The organism is Bifidobacterium leontopitheci, from assembly GCF_009193355.1.
Taxonomy (GTDB): domain Bacteria; phylum Actinomycetota; class Actinomycetes; order Actinomycetales; family Bifidobacteriaceae; genus Bifidobacterium; species Bifidobacterium leontopitheci.
The window spans coordinates 23,774-49,418 of record NZ_WBVT01000004.1; the positions used below are offsets into that span (position 1 = coordinate 23,774).

A 25,645-nucleotide genomic window follows, 5' to 3' on the forward strand; every position below is an offset into this window, starting at 1 on the left:
CAACGATGACAACGCGATTGCGGCGTGAGAGGCGGCGTGAGGGGCCGCCTGACGCACGTCTCGGCCCCGCCGTGCGGCCGTCGCGGAGCCTGCCGCCGGCGACCATGTGGCTGCCGGCGGCCGACCGGACGTCACGTGACCGTCACTCGGCCGTCGTCATGTCGGCCAGCGGCAGCTGCGTGTACGTCATGTTGACGGGGACGCCGGTCACCTTGGTGCTGTGGACGGTGATCGGGTTGCGCGTGCAGATCCAGTCGACCGGCGAATCGTCGTTGAGCGTCTTGATGAACGCCTGGAAGTTCTTCGCGTACTCGTCGGCGGTCGCGGACTGCTGCACCTTCGTCCACGCGTTCTGCGATTCGGTGCTGACGAACGCGATGTACGACTGGTTGTTCATGATCGTCTCGAAATCGTCCTCGCCGTCCGTCTCGTAGATCGTGAAGTCCCAGTCGCGCTTGTCGACCACGTTCTGCTGCCAGCCGGCCTGGTCGACCATGTTCACCGTGAGGTCCGCCTTCACCGGCTCCGGATACACGGTCTGGCTCAGCTGTTCGCCGACCTTCGAGCCGTAGTCCTTGAGGTACGTGAACGTGAGCGGGCGACGGGTGACGCTGAAACGGAAGTAGGCGACCAGCTCGTTGCCCTTGGCGATGTCGTGCGGGAACGCGTCGGTGCCGTTGGCGTCCTTGCTGTAGCCGTCGTCAAGCGGCGAGAGCGGCCCGTTGAGCACGGTGCCGCCGCCGAGCGCCGCGGTCATCTGGTCCTTGTCGATGAGGTAGCGCATCGCCTGACGGTAGCGTTTGTCGGACAGGATCGACTGCGTGTTGCTGCTGAACGCGAGCACGATCTTGCGGTTGCTCACGCCCTGCTCCTTGGCGACGTCCTTGGCGCTGACCGCGTCCGCGCCGGCCTTGTCGAGCGCGACGGCCGCGTCAACCTGGCCCTTGTTGAGCGCGTCCGCCAGTTCGGCGGTCGTGTTCCTGAACACGACGCTCACCTGCGCGGCCTTCGACAGGTCGCCCCAGTAGTTCGTGTTGCGTTGCAGCGTGAGCGGCTTGCCGGCCTGCCATGAGTCGACCGTGAACGGGCCGGAGGCGCTCGCCTGCGTGGCGTAGTCGATGCCGGCGTCCTGGTTGTAGACGATGCCGATGCGCGTGCTGAGTTTTTCGAGCAGGCGTGCGTCGGGCTTGGCGAGCTTGAGTACGAGCGTGTCGTCTTCGTTGCTCACTCCCGACAGTGCGGAGAGCTCACCGGAGCCCACGTATTTCTTGGTGATGACCTGCTGGAGCGACCAGACGGCGTCGGAGGCGTCGAGGGCGTCGCCGTTGGCGAACTTCGCGTTGTTGCGGATGGTCAGCCGGTAGGTCAGGCCGTCGTCGGAGACCTTCCATGACGAGGCGAGGCCGGGCTGCAGCTTGTTGTGGTCGTCGCGCGAGAGCAGCGTCTCGTAGACGTTGCCGATGAGCACACGGTCGAGCGATTCGTCGTCCACGGTGCGGATGTCGAGCGATTTCGGCGATCCGGTCACGCCGACGCTCACCTTGACGTCGTTCAGCTGGCCGCCGACGACCGGCAGCGAGACGCGATGGTTGATCAGCGACCAGCCCAGCCAGACGGCGCATCCGAGCACCGCCGCCACCACCACGAAGACGATGGAGGATTTCACTGAACTGTTCATGGAGCTTCTGCGTGACCTGTGCTGCATGTCAGCCCAGTGTAATGTGCGGGGTGAACGCGGGGCGGGACGGGATCAGGCTCACGGCGGAGTGCGGACGGTGCGGCGGAGCGGTTGGCTACGGTCGGCTGCGGCCGTGCGGCCGCAACGGCGGACGTCGCGCGGTGTGGTCGGTTGCGGCCGTCACGGCATCGCGGACGGACAGGTGTCGCGCAGCGGGCAGGCCGCGCAGTCCGGCCGCCGCGCGTGGCAGGTGGCCCGGCCGTGCAGGATCAGCCGGTGAGACAGGTCAGTCCACTCCTCGGGCGGGAAGCAGGCGCAGATCTCCTTCTCGATGCGCACCGGATCGGGGTGCGCGCTGTTCCAGTCGGTCCGCCAGCGCAGGCGGCCGGTGACGCGGATGACATGCGTGTCCACGGGGAATCCGGGCGTGTGGAACGCGTTGCCCAGCACCACGTTCGCGGTCTTGCGGCCCACGCCGGGCAGGGTGACCAGTTCGTCCATCGTGTGCGGCACCTCGCCGTCGAACCGGTCGCGCAGGGCGGCGGCGAGCCCCAGCAGATGCTTGGCCTTCGCATGGTAGAAGCCGAGAGGGCGGATGATGCCTTCGACCGTCTCGGGGTTTGCGGCCGCCAGCGACGCGGCGTCGGGGAACGTGGCGAACAGCTCCGGCGTGACCGTGTTCACGCGCTTGTCGGTCGTCTGCGCGCTGAGCACGGTGGCGATGAGCAGCTGCAGCGGCGTGGTGAAGTCGAGCGCGCATTTCGGGTGCGGGAATGCGGTGACGAGCAGCGCGTACTCGTCGTGCATGCGTTGCAGCCGGGCTCGTTTGGATTCGCGTGGCATGGGATCGTGGCAGGCGTGCGGACGTCGCGTCTGCGGCTATTTGCGGGCGCCGCCGTGCGGCTGCGGCGTCTTGGAGCCGGTGGAGTCCGACGCGTCGATCATCGGCTGGCTGTCCTCGTCGGGGGCGTCGAACCGGTAGCCGACGTTGCGCACGGTGCCGATGAGATGCTCGTATTCGCCGCCCAGTTTGGCGCGCAGACGACGGATGTGCACGTCGACCGTGCGCGTGCCGCCGTAGTAGTCGTAGCCCCAGACCTCCTGCAGCAGTTGGGCGCGCGTGAACACACGGCCGGGATGCTGCACCAGGTACTTGAGCAGCTCGAACTCCTTGTAGGCGAGGTCGATCGGACGGCCGTGCAGCGACGCCGTGTAGCCGTTGGTGTCCACCACGAGGTCGCCGGAGCGGATCTGCCCGTCCTCCGTGTGCACGGACTCTTCGCCGCCGGTCGCGCCGGACATCGGCGTATTGCCGCGTTCCGCCACGAGCCGCAGACGGCCTTCGACCTCGGCGGGCGAAGCGGTGGAGACCACCACGTCGGCGATGCCCCACTGCGAGTTGACGACGGTGAAGCCGCCCTCGGTGAGCACCAGCACGATCGGCGTGGACAGGCCGGAGGCATGGATCAGCCGGCACAGGGTCTTGGCCGTGGCCAGGTCGTCGCGCGCGTCGAGGAACAGGATGGTGCTCTCAGGCATTTTGACCAGGCTTGCGGCGTCCATCGGCAGGACGCGAACGCGGTGGGAGAGCAGCGCCAGCGAGGGGAGCACGGTGGCGGGGTCGCTTGCGAAGGTCATCAATGTCAGATCAGTCATCGCTCCCCTTTCTTCGTGAAGTACCATTTACCGTATACGGAACTGCCATGCAGGCTGCGGTAATGGTCCATATTGTAGGCGCACAATGTGGACAGCGAACGCATTATGGACGTGGCCGGCCCGGTCGGCGTCAGCCGGTGGCCGTCATCGTTCGCGCCGGCCGTCGCATCGTTGCGTCCGCGGTGCGCCGCCGTGTTGTGGGCGGCTGACGCTAGGCTTGGGTGCGAAGGTTCCGTGGGCCGGGCCATGTGGCCGCGGCCGCGGTGCGGCGTGCATGAATGGATGCGGAAAGGTTGATGACGATGGCCGATGACGTGCGTGACGACGGCAGGAGCAGGGTCGATGAGGCGCGTGGCGCGCATCGTGGCGTGCCCGCCGGACGGGTGCTCGCCGTGCAGCTGGTCGCGTATCTGCTGTTGTTCGTGGTGACGGTCGGCCTGCAGTTCGTGCTGGGCGTCGAGCAGCCGGTGGTGCGTGGCGTGGTCGTGGCGATGGTCGCGGTGCTGCTGCTCGGCTTCCAGCTGGGATGGCCGTTCCGTACCGGCTGGGCCGAACGGTTCATCGGTCTGGTCGCCGGCGTGTTGTCCGTGGTGTGTGCGGTGACGCCGGCCGCGAGCCACGTGTTCTACCCGGCGTATGGCGGCCGTCTTGCCGACGAGGGCAAGCCGGTGATGTACACGTTGGTGCGGTGGGCCGCCTGTTTTGCGATTCTGCTGATCGCCGTGACAATCGTCTCGTTCGGCCGGCAGATGGCCCGCGCGGAGCGTAGCCATCTGATCCGTGCGCTGTCGCACTGCATGACCGGTGCCGTTGCCGCGGTGAGCGCCGCCGGCTGGTGTTTCCTGCCCGATCTGGTGTCGATGGGCGCCGCCTCGCCCGATGACGGCCTGATGACCGGGTTCCTTGCGGTGATGGCCGTATGCGTGGTGTTCGCGGCGCTGTTCGCTGTCTGCTCCGTGCCATGGGCCCGTGAGGCGGATCCTGCCGAGGATGCGCGGGTGCCGTGGCTGGGCATCGGCCTGCTGCCGGTCATGTTGTGCGGCGTGATGATCTTCGCCGCCGCCTTCGTCATGCAGCTGCTCGCGTAAGATCCCGTTTCGCCTCGCGCTCCCTTTGAGGGGGTGATTACTCCTGTTCCCCTTGAGGGGCGAGCGCTCTTATTCTTTCCGCTCCCCTTGAGGGGAGCTGTCACGCAGTGACTGAGGGGTGTTCCCCGTCAACAACAATGCCTGTGTCCCTTTACGGAACACAGGCATTCATTGTTGTGCCAGGAAAATCGTCACCATGCGATGAAGCCGAGATGCTCGAGCAGCACCTTGACGCCGATCGCGATGAGCACCAGACCGCCGGCGATTTGCGCGGGCTTCTGCCAGCGTGCGCCGAACGCGCGGCCGATGTAGATGCCGGCCATGGAGAACAGGGCGGTCACGACGCCCATCGCGGTGACGGTGAACGCGATGTTCAGCTTCATCAGCCCCAGGCTCACGCCCACGGCGAACGCGTCGATGCTGCACGCGACGGCGAGGGGAAGCATGTGCTTCCAATCGAATTCAGGCGTCTCCTTCTCGTTCTCCTCGTCTTCGTCGAACGCCTCGCGGATCATGTTGCCGCCGATGATCAGCAGCAGGCCGAAGATGATCCAATGGTCGATCGCCGTCACATACGAGGCGAGCGCCGAAGCCGCGAAGATGCCGAGCAGCGGGAACAGGGCCTGGAATCCACCGAACCACAGGCCGCACTTCAGCGCGTCGACGAACCGGGCTTTTTTCACGGTCAGGCCCTTGCCGATCGAAACGGCGAAGGCATCCATGGCGACGGAGATGGAGATGAGCAGTATTTGAATCATAGTGAATAGCGGGTTCATCCCATCGGTTCCCCGTGGGATGGGCCTCGACGGGGTTCTCCCGCCTACGCCTAGGGACACCGACACTGAGAACTGCCGGTCCTGCAAGCCGGCTTTGAATCCAAGCGAATGCTGTTCGCATGTCGTCAATTACGAGGGAACAGTATACCACGCACGTGGTGACTGTCATCTGCACATGGTGACTGTCACCTGCACGTGATGACTGTCACATCGCGTCATCGCGATATCCCTACGTCACTCTGCTCGCCCTTGCACAGTGATGCGCGCTGGTCGCACATGGGTCGTGGTGTGCTGGAAATACACGTGTGGCCCGCATCGAAACCGATACGGGCCACAAGATGTGTCAGCGTAGGTCAGCCCACTGGGCTTCGCTGACGGAGATCACTTCGTCGCGTTCGCGAGACGCTCGCGCGCCTCCTTGATCTCCTTCTCGGCCACGGTCCTGCAATTATGGACGGCCTGCGGCCGGCTCAATGTTGGCTCGGATGCTGTCGCATCCTCGCACGTGGCCGCCGCGAAGCCCACTGGGCTTCGCTGAAGGAAATCACTTCGCCGCGGCGAGACGCTCGCGCGCCTCAGCGATCTCCTTCTCGGCCACGTCCGCGCCGGTCCAGTAGTCGCCGGGCTTGACTTCCTTGCCGGGCTCCAGGGCCTTGTACTGCTCGAAGAAGTGCTTGATCTCCTTGAGGTGGTACTCGTTGACGTCCTTGACGTCCTTGACGCCGTCATAGCGCACGTCGGCAGGCACGCACAGCACCTTGTCGTCGCCGCCTTCCTCGTCCTCCATGTGGTACAGGCCCACGGCGCGGCACTCGATGACGCAGCCCGGGAACACGGAGTTGGTGACCATCACGAGCGCGTCCAGCGGATCGCCGTCCTCGCCCAGCGTGCCCTCGATGTAGCCGTAGTCGTCCGGGTAACCCATGGCGGTGAACAGCTCGCGGTCCAGGAAGACGCGGCCGGTCTCCTGGTCCACTTCGTACTTGTTCTTGGAGCCGCGCGGGATCTCGACCACGACGTTGAAGGTTTCTGCCATGTCTGTTCTCCTTAGAAATCGACAGTTGCATTGACACGCATAACAATACCGCGTCGCGTCGGTCGCGTCCAATGCGGGAGCCACCGTGCAACCGGCGCGGGTCCGCATACGGAAAAGCCCCCGCGAAGGGGGCTTTTCCAACGGAACGCCGTTCCTTTATCGGCTATCCGTCAGTATTCGACGGTCAGGATGTGCGCCACGTCCGCCCACGGGGCGAGCGAGACGAAGTTGTCCCAGCTCCAGTCGAACTCGCGGCCGGTCAGCTCGTCGCGCACGTGGGCGCCGCGGGCCGGGTCGATGCCGAAGTCGGGCAGCTCCACATGCACCATCGACTGGTGCGCGTCATGGCCGTCGAGGTTGACCACGACGATCAGCGTCTCCGGCTTGCCGGTGCCAGTCAGCTCGGCCGGCGTGTGGCGTGCGAAGGCGAGGATGTTCGGGTCCGAGGTCTCCAGCACGGTGAGGTTGTGGTAGCCGAACAGGCTCACGTGCTCGCGGCGGATGCGGTTGAGGTTCGTGAGCAGCTCGGCGATGCCGTACTTGCCGGCGTCCGACCAGTTGCGCACCTTGATCTCGTACTTCTCGTTGTCGATCTGCTCCTCGAAGCCGGGGCGCTGCCTGTTCTCGATGAGCTCGAAGCCGTTGTAGATGCCCCACGACGGCGAGCCCATGGCGGCGAGCACCGCGCGCACCGCGTGGCCGGCGATGCCGTTGTCGCGCACGTAGGCGGTGAGGATGTCCGGCGTGGTGGGCCAGAACGTGTTGTGCTGGTAGTAGCCGTCGTCGCCGTTGGTCTCCTCGAAGTACTCGGCCAGCTCCTTCTTCGTGTTGCGCCACGGGAAGTAGCAGTGCGACTGCGTGAAGCCGACGTAGCTCAGGGCGCGCATCATGCCCGGGCGGGTGAACGCCTCGGCGAGGAACAGCACCTCCGGATGGCGCTTCGTGACGGCGGCGATGACGTCCTGCCAGAATCGCACCGGCTTGGTGTGCGGGTTGTCGACGCGGAAGATGGTCACGCCCGCCTCGATCCACAGCTCCATCACGCGTTCGACTTCCTTCTCGATGCCGGGCATGTCGGCGTTGAAGTCGATCGGGTAGATGTCCTGATACTTCTTCGGCGGGTTCTCGGCGAACGCGATGGAGCCGTCCGGCTTGTGGCGGAACCATTCCGGATGCGCCTTGACCCACGGGTGGTCGGGCGAGCACTGCAGCGCGAAGTCGAGCGCGATCTCGAGGCCCAGCTCGTGCGCCTTGGCGGTGAGCGCCTTGAAGTCGTCCATGTCGCCGAGCAGCGGGTCGACCGTGTCATGGCCTCCCAGCTCGCTGCCGATGCCGAACGGCGAGCCCGGGTCGTCGGGGCCGGCGACCAGCGTGTTGTTCTTGCCCTTGCGGTTGGTCACGCCGATCGGGAAGATCGGCGGCAGGTACACGATGTCGAATCCTTCGGCCTTCGCGCGCTCGAGTCCGGTCACGGAGGTCTTCAGCGTGCCCTGGACGATCTTGCCGGTCGTCGGGTCGACGTACGCGCCTTCGGAACGCGGGAAGAACTGGTACCAGGCGGCGAAGCTGGACTTCGGACGCTGCACGAGGAAGCGCTGCGGCTGGCTGGGGGAGATGCCGTCGCGCAGCGGGTTGGTGGCGTGCAGGCCGGTGACGGTCTCGCTGGTCGCCGCGGCCAGACGGTCCTTGGCGTCCAGCGTCTTGTCGGCCATGGTCGCGGCCGCTTCGGCCAGCTCCTTGCGCTGTGCCGCGTTGAGGCCAGCGTCCTTGGTCTTCGCCCAGCGGGCGAGCAGGTTGGAGCCGGTCTCCAGCGCGTTCTCCACGTCGTCGCCGACCTTGACCTTGATGGCCGCGTCATGCAGCCAGGACGTGTAGGTGTCCTCCCAGCCTTCGATGGTGACGGTCCACTCGCCGAGCTGACGCTTGATGGCGGCGAATCCGTCCTCCCACGGCTTGAGGTCGCTGTGTTCGCCGGCGGCGAGCGTCGCCTGCCAGCGGTCGAGGCCGGGGTTCGTGCACGTCATGGGCACGCGGGCCATCTCCTTGCCGCGGTGGTTGCGCAGCACGGCGGTCGCGCCGACCTTGGTGCGGCCTTCGATGAACACCTGCGCGGTGACCGTGAACGGCTCGCCGAGCTCGACGCGCGCGGGGTAGCGGCCGGACTCCTCGTTCGGCGTGATGTCCATGACGGCGATGCGGCCGAACTGGGCCGGATCGGTCACGGGCAGGGTCTGCGCGGGGACTTCGCCGTGATGGAAGTCGACGGTGGCGGCCGGCTTGGCGGCGCGGGTGCGTCGGGTGGTCTTGGATGCGGTCTTCGCCGCGCTCTTCGTTGTGCTGCGGGTCTTCGCGGTGCGCGTGGTCGTCGCGCGCGAGGTCTGCCTTCCTGCCGAACGGCGGGTCGTGGTTGCCGCGGATGAGGTTTCCTGCGACGTGGCCGATTGAGATGAATTACTGCTTAGCGCTTGCGCGCCCTTCTTGTCTTCTGCCATGAGGCCCATTGTATACGGGTTTCCGCCATTTGCCGCGGTTTCTCGCATGGTGGGAGGCCGTTGGGGAACGGTTGCGTTTCGGTTTGGTGATGATTTGGTGACGGTTCTGTGATGGTCGGCCGGCAAACGTCGCAAATGAATCGATTCATTGTGGATAACTCACGATCCGCAGCTCGCGACACGCCGAAAAAGGGCCGTTTCGGGCAAGCTCCGACCACATCACCTGAAATTCGCCCGGTCGGCGCGCGAACTATGGCATGCTTGCTGCACCCGTCCAGTGGGGATGCGACGGCGTTATCAGAAGGGACAACGAATGAGCAGCATGGTATTGAAACGGATGAAAGCCGCGGTCGGCGCTCTGCTCGCGCTGGTCGTGACGCTTGCGATGATGGTCGCGGCACGGCCCGCCTCGGCGGCGACGCTGCCGCGGCCCGACCCGGGCACATACCTGCCGTACCAGTTCGGCGGCACGCAGATCATCGGCGCGATGGCGAAGGACGACACCAATTACTACTACTGCATCGAGGCCGGCGTGCAGATCGACTACCGGCTGGGCGCCGCCACGAAGGTGACCGACAACGACAAGGCGCGGCGTCTCGGCTGGCTGATGGACCACTACCGGGGCGGCAGCGCCGAAGACCACGCGGCGATCGCCGTGCTCGCCCACGACCATTTCGACCTCAAGCCGGCCGCATGGGCCGAACGCCGCGCCGTGATCATGGCCGCCTACCCGGCGTTGGCGGCAAAGGCGAACCAGCTATGGGCCGAGGCGGGCGAGCATGCGCCGGCCGGCGCCACGATCGAGCGCACGTACGCCGAAGGCATCCGCGAAGGCAAGGTCACCGTATCGGTCACCAACGCCGCCGGAAAACGCATCGCCGGCATCGCCTACACGGCGATCCTGGACGGTCCGGCCACGTTCTCGAACGGACAGTCGCAGGTCAGCGGCGTCTCCGGCACGTCCCCGATCACGTACGCGTGGAAGGCCACCGGCGCCGGCGACGTGAAGGCGCGGGTGCGCTACGACCGCAAGCAGGTCGACCATGTGGAAAGCGGACAGGACCTCGTCCGTTTCGGCGGCTCGTCGCAGGTCGACGGCACCGCGGTGAACTTCACGGTGCAACGGCACTTCCGCCCGACGTTGAGCACGGTGACGTCGCAGAAGATCGTGGACGCCGGCGAGCCGGTCTCCGATACGGTCACGGCCGGCGTCGCAAGCGGCCACCATTGGCCGGACGGGCTTGAACTTGCGGCCGAAGGCTGGTATTTCGACAGGCTGGACGCGGACGACGTCGAGGACGGCCCGATCATGCCCAAGGGCGACGAGAGCGCGCAGGAGTTCCTGGAACGGCTGCGCAAGGCCGGGTACAAGCCTGCCGCATACGGTACGACGACGTTCACCGCGCCCGGTCAGAGCCGGGACGTGCAGGCGGTGACCAAGCCGGGCGGCGACGAACCGTACCGCGCGCCGGCGGCAGGCGGATTCGGCACATGGGTGTGGGCGTTCGAGCTGGACGGGCAGTCGGCGAAGGCGAAACAGTATCTCGAGGACGACGTGGTCAGCGGATTCCTTGAATATACGGAGACGAACTCGAACCGGTCACGGCTGACCGTCGAATCGACGGTGACCGAGCACACCGGCGTCGTGGGGTCCGAGATCAGCGACATCATCACCGTGGCCGGCTTCCCGGACGACCACGGCGACTTCAGGGGCGACGACGAACTCGGCATCGGCGCCGACCGCGACACCGCGACGGTCAGCGTGTGGTGGGCCGGAGACCCGGACGACCAGGCCAACGACGAACAGTACCGTCCGCAAGGCGCCGAGCCACCGGCCGAAGACGAGCATCACCGTCTGGTCGGCACATGGGAATACGCGGCGGTCAACGGGCGCATCCGCGTCGGTGCGGGCGCGCCGGACGTCAACGGCGATCCGGTGCACATCGTGGCCGAAAACCACGGCTGGTACGTGTTCGTCTGGAACTTCGAGGGTGACGACCGCGTGATGCCCGCCACCAGCCCGTACGACGACGCGTGGGAGCGCGTGCGCATCTGGGAGGTCGCCAAGCCGCGCGTGCCGACATTGACCACGCAGGTCAAACCCGATCACGTGCTCGTCGGCGAACCGTTCCACGACACCGCTCGCATCCTCGGCGACGTGCCCGAAGGCGCCTACGTGACGTTCACCGCCTATGAGGCCGTGGGGCCTGACGACGTGCCGGGCGTGAACGGCACGCTGCTGCACGAGGTGCGCGTGGACGTGGACCACACCCTGTTCGAGCAGACCGTCTCCAGTCCCGAGACGCGCTCGCCAGAGCCCGGACTCGTGTACTGGCAGGCGTCGCTGGTCTCGGCGGACGGCGACGTGATCGCCTCGCACGCGCTGGGCGTCGAAGGGGAGACCGTGACCGTCGAGGAGCCGCCGGAACCGGAGGAACCCGAGGAAGAGGAGCCGGAAGAGCCCGAAGAGCCGGAGATGCCGAAGGCCGGCGCCGCGGTGACGGTCGCCATGGCGCTCGCCGCCGGAACCGCCGCAGCCGGCGCCCTGCTGCTCCTGCATCGCCGGCGCCGCTGAGCGAGGACCACCGTCGGCGCCGCCGCTCTCGGCCCCCTCGGCGGAGGGTCGAGCCGTATAGCAAACAGCAGAGCTGTTTGTAGGCGAGGTGCGAGCGACAGCGAGCCGGCATTGAGCCTGCCGCAGGCCCTTGGTGCGGGACGCTGTCAGTGACGCCGGCCCGCACACCCTTGGCCCCCTCGGTGGAGGGGGCTCCCGCGAAGCGGGTGGGGGAGCGTCACCCGCAGACCGGCTGTCCCGCTTGCCTGGCCCCCTCGGTGGAGGGGGCTCCCGCGAAGCGGGTGGGGGAGCGTCACCCGCTTGCTGCACAAGATCCTGCAGCGCAGCGGCAGGCGCTCCCCCGGCGGCCGGTCAGGCGAGTTCGCGCTTGCCGCCGCGCCTGCCGGCGATCTTCACCGCGGTGATGCTGATGAGCGCCACGGCGAACAGGATGGTGATCACCGGGATCAGCGCCGCATAGCGATGCGCCTGGTCGGGCGCGTGCGTGACGACGAACGAGGCGAGCTGATTGCCCGAAAGCCCCGCGACCGCCCATGCGCTGAGCGCCAGGCCGTGCGTCGTGGAGACGGTCTTCGTGCCGAAATGCTGGTCGAGCAGCACCGGCAACGTGGAGAATCCGCCGCCGTACCCGGCGTTGACGAGGAACAGCATGGCCAGCACCGCCCACAGCATCGAATGCTCGATGCTGCCGGTGATGATCTGCAGCAGGCAGACGACGATCGACATGTCGAAGATCACCTGATACACGCTCTCGCGGTGCTTGAGATGATCGGACAGCGTGGAGAAGCCGACACGTCCCAGTGTGTTGAACAGGGCGTCCATCGCCAGCACCAGTCCGATGACGCCGGCGATGGCGACGGAGAACGACGCGGCGTCGAGCGAGGCGTAGCGCGGAAGCGTCTCCAGCACGTCATGCAGGATGTCCTTCTCCTGACTGATCAGCGCCAGACCGCACGTGATGTTGAGGTAGAAGGCGATCCAGATGCCCCAGAACCTTGGCGTGCGCAGCACCTTCAGACGGCTGACGTGCGAGGTCGCCGGATCGTAGACCCATCCAGCCGGCCGGCGGATGAGCAGGAAGCCGGCGAACATCATCAGCGCGTACACCACGGCGAGGATGTAGAACATGCCGGTCAGGCCGACGGTCGCGATCAGCCACTCCATGACCGGGCTGGCGATGGCCTTGGCGAGACCGAAGCCGGCGACGGCGATGCCGGTGGCGAGGCCTTTGTTGTCGGAGAACCACAGCATGAGGTTCTTCACCGGCGTCAGATAGCCGACGCCCAGTCCGATGCCCATGATCACGCCGTAGCAGAGGAACACGCCCGGCAGGAATCCGAGCGCGATGCTCACGCCGGTGCCTGCGAAACCGACCGTGAAACAGGCCATCGACACGAGCGCCGACCGGCGGATGTCGCGTTCCACCATCGGCCCGGCGAACGCGGCGGACATGCCGAGGAAGAAGATCGCGAGCGAGAACGCCCATTCCACGGAGGCCGGGCTCGCATGGAGCTGGTCGGCGATCGACTGCTTGAACACGCTCCAGCAGTAGACGGTGCCGATCGGGATGTGGATGAGCAGAGCCGGCGCGATGGCGCTGGTCCAACGGTTGTGCGCGAGTGATGCCATGGAAACGGTCCCTTGCATGATGATGGTCGGATGGTGGTCTGCCGGAGGGAGGGAACACGACGATATCGACGTCAAACGCACGTGGATGATGTGCGTTTCGTCGGCATCGCGGATTCCGTCGACGCCGACAACCAGCAATATACCGCCCTTCGTGCGCCGCACACGCCCATGTCGACGGCATGGTCATATGAAATACTTCACATCCGCTGTTCAGCCGAATCCTCACAACCGACCGTGCTCCGCCACGGCGCTCCGGTACGTTCGGTCAACAAACCACGACCGACCGTACTCGAACGGGCTCTACGAGTACGTTTCGTCGAGAAAGAGATGACGGACCGTACTCGAATCGTCGCTACGAGTACGGTTCGTTGGGAATTTGCAACCAACCGTACTCTAACGTCCGCTACGGATACGTTCGGTCGATGCAAAAGTGACGAAACGTACCCGAACGGTTCCTACGAGTACGTTCGGTCGGGGATTTCACGACGGAACGTACTCTAACGTCCGCTACGAGTACGTTTTGTTGAGAAAGAGATGACGAACCGTACCCGAACGGGTTCTACGAGTACGTTCGGTCGAGAAAGATGTGACAAACCGTACTCGAACCGTCGCTGCGAGTACGTTTTGTTGGGAACCGGGTGCGGCCGGTCGGGAACGAATTCGAAAACGCAGAAGGCCGGGAACCTTGCGATTCCCGGCCTTCCGATTGGTAGCGGGGCATGGATTTGAACCATGGACCTCTGGGTTATGAGCCCAGCGAGCTACCGAGCTGCTCCACCCCGCGCCGGCTGTTTTCAAACAGCTCTATCTAAGATACGGGAGAGTTGGGATATGTCAAGTCGGCGTGTCGCGATTTTGCGCTCAGTGAATCGCGCGGATTGATAGCGGACCATAACCAACGCCGATAACGGCATGGCGTCGCGTTATCCCGGCTCTTGCCATAATGAGAACATGCCTATCAAGATCCCCAGCGGCCTGCCCGCACGCGCAATCCTCGACTCGGAGCGCATCTTCGCCCTCGAAAAGCCCGAGGCGGAGCTCCAGCGCGTCCGCCCTCTCAAGCTGGTGATCCTGAACCTCATGCCCAAGAAGATCGAGACGGAGACCCAGCTGCTGCGTCTCATCTCGAAGAGCCCGCTGCAGGTCGAGATCGACTTCATGAAGACCTCCACCCACGAGCCCACGCACGTCAGCCACGACCATCTCGTCAAGTTCTACGAGACGCTCGACGCCTTCCGCGACAACTATTACGACGGATTCGTGGTCACGGGCGCCCCGGTCGAGCACCTGCCGTTCGAGCAGGTCGACTACTGGGACGAGTTCAAGGCCATCCTCGACTGGGCCTCCACGCACGTGTTCTCCACGATGTACCTGTGCTGGGGCGCGATGGGCGCGCTCAACTACCGTTACGGCGTGCGCAAGGTCGACCTGCCCGAGAAGATCTTCGGCGTGTTCCCGCAGTATCTGCAGGACGAGTACTGCTTCCTGACCAACGGCTTCGACGAGATCGCCCTGCAGCCGCACTCTAGGCTGGCAGGCGTGGACGAGGCGGACGTGAAGGCGAACCGCGACCTGCAGGTGCTTACGTGGGGTCCCGAATCCGGCCCCGGCCTGATCGCCACACGCGACTTCTCCGAAGTGTTCGCGCTCGGCCACTGGGAGTACGGCAAGACCACCCTGCAGGAGGAGTACGAGCGCGACATGGCCAAGGGTCTGACCAACGTGCCGTTCCCGTCCAACTACTTCCCGCACGACGACCCGCATCTCGAGCCGTTGTTCGCGTGGCGCGCGCACGCCAACCTGCTGTGGCGCAACTGGCTGAACTGGGTGTACCAGACCACGCCGTACGACCTGACCGAGGTGCCGCGGCTGCGTGCCGAGAAGAAGCTCGGCACCGACCGGTTCCGTCACGAGCCGGACAGTCCTCGCCGTGACGGCTTCGCGCCGTTCCTGCATGACGGCTACGGCGTGATCCGCGGCGAGTGACGTTCGTTCGGTCACGTTCGTTCGGTCACGTTCGCACAGTGACGTCCGTGCGCAACTGCCAGACAACGTCACTCGATGACGCATGAGCAGACGTCGTCGTCGACTGTCAGTGCCGACACGACATATACGACATCGATATCAAATAAGTCGTATTTCGTGACATCAAAAACCGTTCATCGCGTCTAATAAGACGACCGTATCGGCATTGTCGAAATACTATGTGAGACACGGTGGCCAAAAACCGAAAACCGCAACGTTTTTTGTCCATGGCATGTGACCCAGATGTTTAAAAAAAGTGTCCACATAGTGAGAAAATGACCATTATGTTACCGCTCACAATTTTGCACTCGAAAACCCTGTAAACGCTTGGAAAATCAGGCGTGTTGCATGTTGTCCAAACCCGTCATAGGATATTTCAATAGTCATTCGGAGATGAATGCTTGAGACTGGACTCCGGATGCCTCCGGATCGTCTTGGGCAGTCCCCGGAAACGGCTGGACGGAGAGTAACCTCACGTCACCATTCGCCTCAACCGTTGACTCGACAGACGATAGACGTAAGACAAGAGATGCGAGCAGGAGGCGCAATATGAGCGAAGCAATGGGTATGCTCTTGGCGGCAGAACCGGACCTTCCTACTATCGATGATTTTCTTCCTCGCGGAATCCTGTTCCAGGGAACCCCGTTCGAGATCAACCGCATCATCCTGATCCGCATCGTGGCCACCGTGCTGCTGCTCGTGGTGCTCGGCATCACGGCCAAGCGCGCGAAGCTCATTCCGGGCCGTTGGCAGGGTGTGGTCGAGATGGGCATCGATTTCGTGCGTGACAGCGTGGTGTACCAGATCATGGGCGAGGTGCGCGGCAAGCGTTACCTGCCGATGATCTCCACGCTGTTCTTCACGATCTTCGTATTCAACCTGTGCGGCATCATTCCGGGCATGAACATGGCGGCGACCGCCACCGTGGTCATGCCGCTGGTCTTCGCCGTATGGGTGCTTATCCAGTACTGGATCACCGCAGTGCGTGAAAAGGGCCTGTGGGGCTACATCCGCGACGAATGCTTCCCCAAGGGCGTTCCGTGGCCGGTGTACATCCTGCTGGCGCCGATCCAGCTGTGCGAGCTGGTCCTGATCCGCCCCGCGTCACTGACCATCCGACTCTTCGCCAACATGGTCTCCGGCCACCTTCTGGTCGCCACCACCCTGGCGTTCGCCCAGTACTGGGTGATCGAGTCGGCCAACAAGCTCGCCGGCATCCCCGTCGGCATGCTGTGGTTCCTCTTCGGACTCGTGCTCACCCTGTTCGAGGCGTTCGTCGCCTTCCTGCAGGCCTACGTGTTCGCCATCCTCTCGACGGTGTACATCAGCATGAGCTACCCGGAGGACTGACGCACCCGCCGGACTACGTCCGGCAGCGGCAACCCTGAACAGATAACTGAACGCAACGCGAACCCGGTACACGCGGCCGCATCACGGCGGTCGGCAGGCAACCGGACGCAGGCATCAAGATTTTTTAACGGTACCGTTAGAAAGGAAACAGAAATGGACATCATTACTCTCGCGGAGGTCGCCGGCAACCTGTCCGTCATCGGCTACGGTCTCGCCACCCTCGGCCCTGGCCTGGGCCTGGGCATCCTGTTCGGCAAGGCGATGGAGTCCACCGCCCGCCAGCCCGAGGTCTCCGGCAAGATCCAGATGATCATGTTCATCGGCCTCGCCCTGGTCGAGGTGCTGGGCCTGCTCGGCTTCGTGGCCGCCCTGATCGTCAAGTAAGACGAACGGCGGTTCCCACCCGTTTCTCGACATTGAGACATTGAACGATTGAAAGGAGGACTTCATGGTGACGCTCGCTGAGACTGACGGCATCGCGCTGTTCATCCCCAAGACCTATGACATCGTGTGGTCCCTGATCATCCTCGTCATCGTCGCGGTGTTCTTCTACAAGTTCTTCATGCCGAAGTTCAACGCCATTTTCGATGAGCGTGCGGCGAAGATCGAAGGCAACATCGCCAAGGCCGAGGCGGCCAAGAAGGATGCGGACGAAGCCAAGCGCAAGTACGAGGCCCAGCTGAGCACGGCTCGCGTCGAAGCGTCCAAGATCCGTGACGACGCCCGCGCCGAAGCCTCGCACATCATCGCGGACGCCCGCTCCCGCGCCGAATCCGACGCGGCGCAGATCACGGCCAACGCGCAGCGCTCCATCGAGTCGCAGCAGCAGCAGGCCATGGTCAGCCTCAAGGGCGAAGTCGGGGCGCTTGCCACGGCACTGGCCGGCAAGATCCTCGGCGCCAAGCTTGAGAGCGACGACGTGCAGTCCTCGATGATCGACAAGATGATCGACGAGCTGGACACGAGCGACAAGAAGTGACCGAAGCGTTTTCCAGGAAAGGGAGGTGACCAATGCGAGGAGAGGCATCCCGCATCTCGGACCGCACTGCGCGTGACGAGATGGCACCCAAGCTGCGCGCTGCCGGCGAGGACGCATGGCGTATCGGCAACGAACTGTTCACGATCACCAACGTGCTCGACCACAACGTTCAGCTGGAAAGGGCCCTCACCGACCCGTCACGTCCGGTAGCGGATAAGGTGGCGGTGCTCGACGACCTCATCGGCAAGCAGGCCCACCCTGTGACCGTGGAGATCATGAGCAGCCTCGTCGGCCTCAAGTGGAGCAAGGCGTCCCACATCGCCAACGCCACCGAGGACTTCGGCGTCGACGCGATGATGTACTACGCCGACGCCACCGGCGTCACGCTGCGCGTCTCCGTGGAACTCGCCGAGCTGCATTCCGCGCTGCTCAACCTGCCCGTGGTGCGCTCCAAGCTGCATGACGAGAGCGTGCCCGCCGAGGCGCGCATCAAGCTGCTCGACGCGCTCATCGGCCAGACGAAGCTCAACGCGATCACGCTCCGACTGGCCCGCCACGCCACCTGCAACCCGCGCAACCGCCGCTACCTGGAGACCATCCAGTGGCTGATCAACAAGCTCTCCCGCCACATGGGCGAGTCGATGATCACCGTGACGACCGCGGCGCCGCTCACCATCGAGCAGATCAAGCGTCTGGTGGCCGTGTACACCGCCAAGCTCAACCATCCGGTCCACATCAATTCGGTGGTCGACCCGAAGGTCATCGGCGGCATGCGCATCCAGATCGGCGATGAGGTCACGGACAACACCGTGGTCGCGCAGCTGCAGAAGTTGCACCGATCGGTGAAGGCCAGCGCCTGACACGATTCCCTCCCCGCCCGGCAGCGTGCGCGACGCCGTGCGCCGGGGGAGCGGAACCCCACAGAATTTTTCCAACAATAAGGAGTGATCATGGCAGAACTTACCATTGATCCCGCCACGATACGCAAGGCGCTCGATGATTTCGTCGAGTCGTACAAGCCGAGCGACAACCCCACCCAGGAGGTGGGCTACGTCGCCACGGCCGGCGACGGCATTGCGCACGTGACGGGACTGCCTGGTTGCATGGCCAACGAGCTGCTGACCTTCGAGGACGGCACGCTCGGCCTGGCGTTTAACCTTGACGCTCGTGAGATCGGCGTGGTTATCCTCGGCGATTTCGCTGGCATCGAGGAAGGCCAGGAGGTCCGACGCACCGGCGAAGTGCTCTCCGTGCCTGTTGGTGACGGCTACCTCGGCCGCACCGTGGACCCGCTGGGCAACCCGATCGATGGCCTGGGCGAGATCAAGGGCATCGAGGGTCGTCGCATCCTCGAGGCGCAGGCCCCTGACGTCATGCACCGCCACCCGGTCGACGAGCCCATGTCGACCGGCCTCAAGGCCATCGACGCGATGACGCCGATCGGCCGCGGCCAGCGTCAGCTCATCATCGGCGACCGTCAGACGGGCAAGACCGCCATCGCGATCGACACGATCATCAACCAGAAGGCGAACTGGGAGTCCGGCGACCCGAAGAAGCAGGTGCGCTGCATCTACGTCGCGGTCGGCCAGAAGGGTTCGACCATCGCGTCCGTCAAGCAGAGCCTCGAAGAGGCCGGCGCCATGGAATACACCACGATCGTGGCCTCCCCGGCGTCCGACTCCGCAGGCTTCAAGTACATCGCCCCGTACACCGGCTCGGCCATCGGCCAGCACTGGATGTACCACGGCAAGCACGTGCTCATCGTCTTCGACGACCTGTCCAAGCAGGCCGAAGCCTACCGTTCGATCTCGCTGCTGCTGCGTCGTCCGCCGGGGCGTGAGGCGTACCCGGGCGACGTCTTCTACCTGCACTCCCGTCTGCTCGAACGCTGCGCCAAGCTGTCCGACGACCTCGGCGGCGGCTCGATGACCGGCCTGCCGATCGTGGAGACCAAGGCGAACGACGTGTCCGCGTACATCCCGACCAACGTGATCTCCATCACCGACGGCCAGATCTTCCTCCAGTCCGACCTGTTCAACGCCAACCAGCGTCCTGCAGTGGACGTCGGCATCTCCGTGTCCCGAGTGGGCGGCGCCGCACAGACCAAGGCACTGAAGAAGGTCTCCGGCACGCTGAAGATCTCGCTGGCGCAGTACCGTTCGCTGGAATCCTTCGCGATGTTCGCGTCCGACCTGGACGCCGCGTCCAAGGCCCAGCTCAACCGCGGTTCGCACCTGACCGAGCTGCTCAAGCAGCCGCAGTTCTCGCCGTACTCGATGGAGCAGGAGGTCGTCTCCGTGTGGGCCGGCACCCACGGCAAGATGGACGACCTGCCGCTCGAGGACGTCCTGCCGTTCGAGCACGCCATGCTCGACTGGCTCGACCACAACACCGACATCCTCAAGACCATCCACGACACCGAGAACTTCACCGCCGACACCGAAGCGGCCCTCGACAAGGCCGTGGACGAGTTCCGCGAGACCTACGTGACCAAGGCCGGCAAGCCGCTCGTCACCCACAAGAAGGCCCCGTCCAAGAACCCGACGCCGGTCGAGCAGGAGAAGATCGTCGCCAACGCCGACAAGCCGCAGCACGATCCGAACAAGCACCCGATGGCTGGAGAAAAGAAGTAGCCCATGGGATCGCAACTCGCATTGAAGAGCAGGATCGCCTCCACGGGATCGCTGGAGAAGATTTTCAACGCCCAGGAGATGATCGCGTCTTCGCATATCGCCAAGGCCCGCACCGTGGCGCTGAATGCGAAGCCCTATGCCGATGCGATTTCCGATGCCGTCCAGGCTGTGGTAGCCCACACCCATATCACGCATCCGATCGTGAAGAAGGAGGAGGACAACCCCCGTGTTGCCGTCCTCGCCCTCACGGCGGATCGTGGTATGGCCGGCGCGTACACCTCGTCGATTATCCGTGAGACCGAGGATCTGCTCGCCCGCCTTGACGCTGCCGGCAAACAGCCGCAGCTCTACGTGTATGGCCGTCGCGGCGTGACGTACTACAAGTACCGCAACCGCGCCATCGCCGACACGTGGGAGGGCGATACCGACAAGCCCGGCGTCGAAATCGCAGAAGCCATTTCCAACGCACTCATGTCCGCCTACATGAAGCCGGCGAGCCAGGGTGGAGTCTCCGAACTCTACATCGTCTACACCGAGTTCATCAACATGGTGGTGCAGAAGGTGCGTGTGCTGCGCATGCTGCCCGTCGAGGTCGTCGAGGCCAAGGTCGAACCCGGCCCGGACATGGCCCGGGACAGCGACGCCGAGGCCGAGGCGCAGAAGGTGCGTCCGCTGTACCGCTTCGAGCCGAGCCTGGAAGAGGTGCTGGATGCGGTGCTGCCGAAGTACATCCAGTCCCGAATCCACGAATGCCTCTTGGAAGCCGCCGCGTCCGAGACCGCAAGCAGGCAGAACGCCATGCACACGGCGACGGACAACGCGCGCAACCTGATCGACTCGCTCACCCGTAAGCTCAACGCCTCCAGGCAGGCCTCGATCACTCAGGAACTTACCGAAATTATCGGCAGCGCCGACGCGCTGAACAACAAGGAAGAGTAGGAACGCATATGGCTGAAACTCAGACCACAGCGGCTCCCGAGACGGCTGCAGAGCCGACCGATGGACGTGTGACGCGAATCCAGGGTTCGGTTATCGACGTCGAATTCCCGGTGGGCCACCTGCCCGATATCTACAACGCACTGACCGTGGAGCTGACCAACACCGGCGCCCACGAGGAGGGCGAGACCGCCCACGAGATCACCCTTGAGGTCGAGCAGCACCTGGGTGACTCCACCGTGCGCGCCGTGGCCCTGAAGCCGACCGACGGCCTCGTGCGCGGCGCCACCGTGCACGACACCGGCAGCTCCATCTCGGTGCCCGTCGGCGACGTGACCCTCGGCCACGTGTTCGACGTGACCGGCCACGTGCTCAACAAGAAGCCCGACGAGACCATCAAGGTCACCGAGCGTTGGCCCATCCACCGCAAGCCGCCGGCATTCGACCAGCTGGAGTCCAAGACCCAGATGTTCGAGACCGGCATCAAGGTCATCGACCTGCTCACCCCGTACGTGCAGGGCGGCAAGATCGGTCTGTTCGGCGGCGCAGGCGTCGGCAAGACCGTGCTCATCCAGGAGATGATCCAGCGCGTGGCGCAGAACCACGGCGGCGTGTCCGTGTTCGCCGGCGTCGGCGAGCGCACCCGTGAGGGCAACGACCTCATCGGCGAGATGGGCGAGGCCGGCGTGCTCCAGAAGACCGCCCTGGTCTTCGGCCAGATGGACGAGCAGCCGGGCACCCGTCTGCGCGTGCCGCTGACCGCACTGACCATGGCCGAGTACTTCCGCGACGTGCAGAACCAGGACGTGCTGCTGTTCATCGACAACATCTTCCGCTTCACGCAGGCCGGTTCCGAGGTGTCCACGCTGCTGGGCCGTATGCCTTCCGCCGTGGGCTACCAGCCGAACCTGGCCGACGAGATGGGCGCCCTTCAGGAGCGCATCACCTCGACGCGAGGCCACTCCATCACCTCGCTGCAGGCCATCTACGTGCCGGCCGACGATTACACCGACCCGGCCCCGGCCACGACCTTCGCCCACCTCGACGCGACCACCGAGCTTTCTCGTGACATCGCCTCGAAGGGCATCTACCCGGCCGTGGACCCGCTGAGCTCGACCTCGCGAATCCTTGACCCGCGTTACGTGGGCCAGGCCCACTACGAGTGCGCCAACCGCGTCAAGGCGATCCTGCAGCGTAACAAGGAGCTGCAGGACATCATCGCCCTGATCGGTATCGACGAGCTCTCGGAAGAGGACAAGACCACCGTCAACCGCGCCCGCCGTATCGAGCAGTTCCTCGGCCAGAACTTCTACGTGGCTGAGAAGTTCACCGGCCGTCCGGGCTCCTACGTGCCGGCCGACGAGACCATCGAGGCCTTCACCCGCATCTGCGACGGCGTGTACGACGACGTCCCGGAGCAGGCGTTCTCCGGCATCGGCGGCATCGACGACCTCGAGAAGAAGTGGCACGACATGCAGAAGGAACTGGGTGAGTGAGATGGCAGATTCGTCACAGGCCTTGATTCAGGTCAACATCGTCGCCGCCGATCACCCCGTGTGGCATGGCACGGCGAAGTCCGTCACCATCCCCGCCTCGGAAGGCGGCATGGGCATCCTGGCCGACCACGAGCCCGTGCTCACGGTGATCAAGGGAGGCACGGTCTCGGTCGTGGATCCCGCAGGTGAGCGCCATGCGTTCGAGGTCACTGACGGATTCATCTCCTTCGACTCCAACCGGCTGACCGTCGCCGTCGAGCGCGGCCGCGACGTGGTGCGCACCACGTCCGAGCCGGCCGGCGACGAGGCCTGATTCCTCGCGCCTCGTACTGGTATTGACGAGGATTAAGGCCCGTCGGATCGGTTTCGATCCGGCGGGCCTTTCTGTATTTCTTGTGCGGGGCGGTGGGGCGAGCCTCTCCACCTTCAGCCCTAAGATGCACAATGTGCGCCTTAAGCCGGAATTATGAAGATAGAGTGAAGGCATAGGGCGGATTGTGTACCTTGAGGCGCACAATCCTGCCCCGAAATATCCCAAGCTGCACATTGTGCATCTTGGGGGAGCCGAATCGATCCGGGCATCGCTGCCGGCCGACGCCGGACATCGCTGTCAAACCACGCCGGGTATCGAGCGCGACACGCCGAAATTGTGGATAACTGCCAAGCTCCGACCACATAACCCGGTTGAAGATGCGCGCGGGCACACAGAGTCCGTACGATTCGGGCATGGGACGTGCAAAGGAATACGCGGACATCGAGCCGCTGGCCATACAGGCCGAACGTGACGGATTGCTGCTGCGCTGCGCGAATGAGCCGCAGCGCCGACTGATGGACCGGCATAGCATGGCGGGGCGGCTCATGCAGGTTGCCGTGGGCATGTACTGCCAAAAGGAGTTTTGGGAACGGCTCAGCTATTACGAACGCGGACTCAGCATGATTCGCACCGTCGCGGCAGAGCATCCCGATTGGGTGATGGGCTACGTTTCGGCGGCTTGGCTGTGGGGTCTTACGGAAAGCCTGTACCTTCACCGCGCGGTTCACGTGGTGCGCGCCGATAACAGTCGGACGAGGAACGGCTGGAACGTGACTTTCCACCATGCGCGTGACATCGACGTGCGCCAGCGCCATGGGATATTGGTGACCGACTTGGTATGCACGGTGTTCGATTGCGCGCGGAGCCTGTCATTTGGCGAGGGGCTTGCGATCGCTGATGCGGCGATGCGTATGTACCGGTTGACAAGGGAGCAATTGGAGCGGTATTGCGAAAGCCACGCCCGGTGCAAAGGCATTGCCGCGGCGCGGAAGGTGATACGTTTCGCCGATCCGCTCAGTGAGAACGGCGGCGAATCCAAGGTCCGTGCGCTGATATTGGATTGGGGATTCCGTCGGCCCCGCCTGCAGGTGACTATGGTCGATCCGGTCAACGGACGCAAGCGGCGTGTCGACTTTTTCTGGGAGACCGATGACGGCAGGATCATCATTCTGGAGCTTGACGGACGCGAAAAATACGAGAATCCGACGATGACCGGCGGCCGGGATGCCATCTCGGTCATCCTTGACGAGAAGGATCGGGAGACGAATCTGGCGTTGAGCCGAAAGGTGACCATAGTCAGAACCACCATAAGGGAGATCTTCGAACGTCCATGGGATCTTAAGAAGAAGCTGATGCTTGCCGGCGCCCCCATGGGCGATAAGTGACGCTTCGCTTCGTGTGACGTTCTGCCTCGCGGAATCTGCGGTTTCGTAGGGCGTCCTGTCTCCCGAGGGCTGCTGGTTTGCGCGACGTTCCGGTCTGCGGGGCGTTTTGGTCTGCGAGGTCTGCGGAATCACTGGCTTTGCGGGCTGCCGGATCTGTTGGATCGGCTGAATCTGCTGGTCTGCGGCGTGTTCGCCTGCGACGTTCTGAACTGCGACGTTCTGAACTGCGTCGTTCTGAACTGCATCGTTCTGAACTGCATCGTTCTGAACTGCATCGTTCTGAACTGCATCGTTCTGAACTGCATCGTTCTGAACTGCGTCGTGTTGAACCGCGTCGTTCTGATCTGCATCGTGTTGGATTTGCTGGTCTGCGACGTGCTGGTCCGCAACACTCTGAGTCGCGCGGTATTCCTCATTCCCGCGGTGTTCCGCGCCTTCGCCGCTATCCGGCTTCTCCCTAAGATACACAATGTGCGCCTTAAGCCGGAATTATGGAGATAGAGTGAAGGCATAGGGCGGATTGTGTACCTTGAGGCGCACAATCCTGCCCCGAAATATCCCAAGCTGCACATTGTGTATCTTGCAGAAAGGGGGAAGGGAAGGGGAAGGAATCGAGAAGAAACGGAGCAAAAGCGAAGAAACGGAGCATGAGCGCAGGCCCGCTCCACGAGTCGACTCGCCGAGCGCGGCCGTGCGTTGTTCATAGGCCTTCAGAGATGGGGCCACCGCAAAGCGACTCGCCATGGCCTCCCGTACGGTACACTGAACTGCTGTGCGCATTATTGTTGCTGATTGCTCCGCCGTATACTCCGGCCGTCTGAACGCCTCCCTGCCGCTCGCCAAGCGCGTGCTCCTCATCAAGGCCGACAACAGTCTGCTCATCTTCTCCGAACTCGGCTCCTACAAGCCGCTCAACTGGATGACCGCCCCCTGCACTATCAAAGAGGTCGTCGTCCCCGCCGACGAAGCCGCCGCCGAACAGCCGCAACCCGAACGCCTCCTGCGCGTCAGCGCCGACAAATCCAACGACATCCTCGAAGTCACCCTCTACCACATCTACTCCGACCAGGACTTCGACCTCGGCCTCGACCCCGGCCTCGTCAAAGATGGCGTCGAAGACCACCTCCAGCGCTACCTCGCCGAACAGATCCAACGCATCGGCGACGGCGCGAAACTCATCCGCCGCGAATACCCCACCGCCATCGGCCCCGTCGACATCATGGCCGTCAACTCCGACGGCGAACACGTCGCCATCGAAATCAAACGCCACGGCGGCATCGACGGCGTCGAACAGCTCACCCGCTACTGCGACCTCCTCAACCGCGACCCCCTCCTCGCCCCCGTCCACGGCATCTTCGCCGCCCAGACCATCACCCCCCAAGCCCGCGTCCTCGCCGAAGACCGCGGCTTCCGATGCCTCATCCTCGACTATGAGGAGATGAAGAACACCGAAGACGACTCCCTGCGCCTCTTCTGAACACGGCCTGACGGCGCGTTGCCTGCGTTGCTCTTCGGTTGCTGTGCCTGAGCACAGCTGCCCTCGGTGCGCCTTGGTACCGCGCACGTCATGCCGTGTTCAGTCTGAACGGTACGCGACG

The 25,645-nt window shown here is 64.2% G+C and carries 21 protein-coding genes and 1 tRNA gene; 14 read left to right on the top strand and 8 right to left on the bottom strand.

Features of this window, described 5'->3' with window-relative positions; translation table 11 throughout:
- Positions 1-142: 142 nt before the first annotated feature.
- The 3 genes from F7D09_RS02010 to F7D09_RS02020 form a co-directional block, all read right to left on the bottom strand.
- On the bottom strand, positions 143-1,678 hold the full coding sequence (locus F7D09_RS02010; protein ID WP_226835857.1) for an ABC transporter substrate-binding protein: 1,536 nt from the start codon (positions 1,676-1,678) through the stop codon (positions 143-145).
- Positions 1,679-1,858: 180 nt separating this feature from the next.
- Positions 1,859-2,521 (bottom strand): endonuclease III, encoded by a 663-nt coding sequence (gene nth, locus F7D09_RS02015; protein WP_193312277.1) that lies wholly within the window; start codon positions 2,519-2,521, stop codon positions 1,859-1,861.
- Between the two features lie 36 nt (positions 2,522-2,557).
- Complete coding sequence (locus F7D09_RS02020) at positions 2,558-3,334, bottom strand: winged helix-turn-helix transcriptional regulator (RefSeq protein ID WP_152233777.1); 777 nt, start codon at positions 3,332-3,334, stop codon at positions 2,558-2,560.
- A gap of 302 nt (positions 3,335-3,636) precedes the next feature.
- On the opposite strand from F7D09_RS02020, the gene F7D09_RS02025 reads away from it, so the two are divergent.
- Positions 3,637-4,422 carry a hypothetical protein gene (locus F7D09_RS02025; protein ID WP_226835859.1) on the top strand — a complete coding sequence of 262 codons (786 nt, stop codon included), beginning with the start codon at positions 3,637-3,639 and terminating at the stop codon, positions 4,420-4,422.
- A 191-nt stretch (positions 4,423-4,613) separates the two neighbouring features.
- On the opposite strand, the gene F7D09_RS02030 is transcribed toward F7D09_RS02025, so the two are convergent.
- From F7D09_RS02030 to F7D09_RS02040, 3 genes are all read right to left on the bottom strand, one after another.
- A complete protein-coding gene (locus tag F7D09_RS02030; RefSeq protein ID WP_152233778.1) occupies positions 4,614-5,180 on the bottom strand; it encodes a manganese efflux pump MntP in 567 nt (188 codons plus the stop codon).
- A gap of 562 nt (positions 5,181-5,742) precedes the next feature.
- On the bottom strand, positions 5,743-6,234 hold the full coding sequence (locus tag F7D09_RS02035) for an inorganic diphosphatase (protein ID WP_152233779.1): 492 nt from the start codon (positions 6,232-6,234) through the stop codon (positions 5,743-5,745).
- A 170-nt stretch (positions 6,235-6,404) separates the two neighbouring features.
- On the bottom strand, positions 6,405-8,726 hold the full coding sequence (locus tag F7D09_RS02040; protein ID WP_193312278.1) for an alpha-1,4-glucan--maltose-1-phosphate maltosyltransferase: 2,322 nt from the start codon (positions 8,724-8,726) through the stop codon (positions 6,405-6,407).
- Positions 8,727-9,048: 322 nt separating this feature from the next.
- On the opposite strand from F7D09_RS02040, the gene F7D09_RS02045 reads away from it, so the two are divergent.
- A complete protein-coding gene (locus tag F7D09_RS02045) occupies positions 9,049-11,301 on the top strand; it encodes a peptidase (protein ID WP_226835861.1) in 2,253 nt (750 codons plus the stop codon).
- Between the two features lie 351 nt (positions 11,302-11,652).
- Here F7D09_RS02045 and F7D09_RS02050 read toward each other — a convergent pair whose 3' ends face one another.
- Together F7D09_RS02050 and F7D09_RS02055 are read right to left on the bottom strand one after the other, a co-directional pair.
- On the bottom strand, positions 11,653-12,930 hold the full coding sequence (locus F7D09_RS02050) for an OFA family MFS transporter (RefSeq protein ID WP_152233782.1): 1,278 nt from the start codon (positions 12,928-12,930) through the stop codon (positions 11,653-11,655).
- Positions 12,931-13,637: 707 nt separating this feature from the next.
- Positions 13,638-13,714: transfer RNA gene (locus F7D09_RS02055), tRNA-Met, on the bottom strand.
- Between the two features lie 167 nt (positions 13,715-13,881).
- Here F7D09_RS02055 and F7D09_RS02060 point away from each other — a divergent pair.
- The 12 genes from F7D09_RS02060 (at position 13,882) to nucS (ending at position 25,524) form a co-directional block, all read left to right on the top strand.
- On the top strand, positions 13,882-14,916 hold the full coding sequence (locus tag F7D09_RS02060; RefSeq protein ID WP_152233783.1) for a homoserine O-succinyltransferase: 1,035 nt from the start codon (positions 13,882-13,884) through the stop codon (positions 14,914-14,916).
- A gap of 588 nt (positions 14,917-15,504) precedes the next feature.
- The gene (gene atpB, locus F7D09_RS02065; RefSeq protein ID WP_152233784.1) at positions 15,505-16,305 is read left to right on the top strand and encodes a F0F1 ATP synthase subunit A; all 801 of its coding nucleotides are present in this window, start codon (positions 15,505-15,507) and stop codon (positions 16,303-16,305) included.
- 153 nt (positions 16,306-16,458) lie between these two features.
- Positions 16,459-16,689, top strand: a complete 231-nt coding sequence (gene atpE / locus F7D09_RS02070) for an ATP synthase F0 subunit C (protein ID WP_152233785.1) — start codon at positions 16,459-16,461, stop codon at positions 16,687-16,689.
- A gap of 64 nt (positions 16,690-16,753) precedes the next feature.
- Entirely contained in the window at positions 16,754-17,284 is a 531-nt protein-coding gene (locus F7D09_RS02075; RefSeq protein WP_152233786.1) for a F0F1 ATP synthase subunit B, read from the top strand.
- A gap of 32 nt (positions 17,285-17,316) precedes the next feature.
- Positions 17,317-18,144, top strand: coding sequence for a F0F1 ATP synthase subunit delta (locus F7D09_RS02080; protein WP_152233787.1), 828 nt, complete (start codon positions 17,317-17,319; stop codon positions 18,142-18,144).
- Between the two features lie 90 nt (positions 18,145-18,234).
- Positions 18,235-19,917, top strand: a complete 1,683-nt coding sequence (gene atpA, locus F7D09_RS02085) for a F0F1 ATP synthase subunit alpha (RefSeq protein ID WP_152233788.1) — start codon at positions 18,235-18,237, stop codon at positions 19,915-19,917.
- Between the two features lie 3 nt (positions 19,918-19,920).
- Positions 19,921-20,856, top strand: coding sequence for a F0F1 ATP synthase subunit gamma (locus F7D09_RS02090; protein ID WP_152233789.1), 936 nt, complete (start codon positions 19,921-19,923; stop codon positions 20,854-20,856).
- A gap of 8 nt (positions 20,857-20,864) precedes the next feature.
- Positions 20,865-22,349: a F0F1 ATP synthase subunit beta gene (gene atpD, locus F7D09_RS02095; protein WP_152233790.1), complete on the top strand. Its 1,485-nt coding sequence runs from the start codon at positions 20,865-20,867 to the stop codon at positions 22,347-22,349.
- Position 22,350: 1 nt separating this feature from the next.
- Positions 22,351-22,662, top strand: a complete 312-nt coding sequence (locus F7D09_RS02100) for a F0F1 ATP synthase subunit epsilon (protein ID WP_152233838.1) — start codon at positions 22,351-22,353, stop codon at positions 22,660-22,662.
- A gap of 413 nt (positions 22,663-23,075) precedes the next feature.
- A complete protein-coding gene (locus F7D09_RS02105) occupies positions 23,076-24,047 on the top strand; it encodes a type IV toxin-antitoxin system AbiEi family antitoxin domain-containing protein (RefSeq protein ID WP_152233791.1) in 972 nt (323 codons plus the stop codon).
- A gap of 137 nt (positions 24,048-24,184) precedes the next feature.
- Positions 24,185-24,508 carry a pentapeptide repeat-containing protein gene (locus F7D09_RS02110; RefSeq protein ID WP_226835881.1) on the top strand — a complete coding sequence of 108 codons (324 nt, stop codon included), beginning with the start codon at positions 24,185-24,187 and terminating at the stop codon, positions 24,506-24,508.
- Positions 24,509-24,819: 311 nt separating this feature from the next.
- Complete coding sequence (gene nucS, locus F7D09_RS02115) at positions 24,820-25,524, top strand: endonuclease NucS (RefSeq protein WP_152233792.1); 705 nt, start codon at positions 24,820-24,822, stop codon at positions 25,522-25,524.
- Positions 25,525-25,645 lie beyond the last annotated feature (121 nt).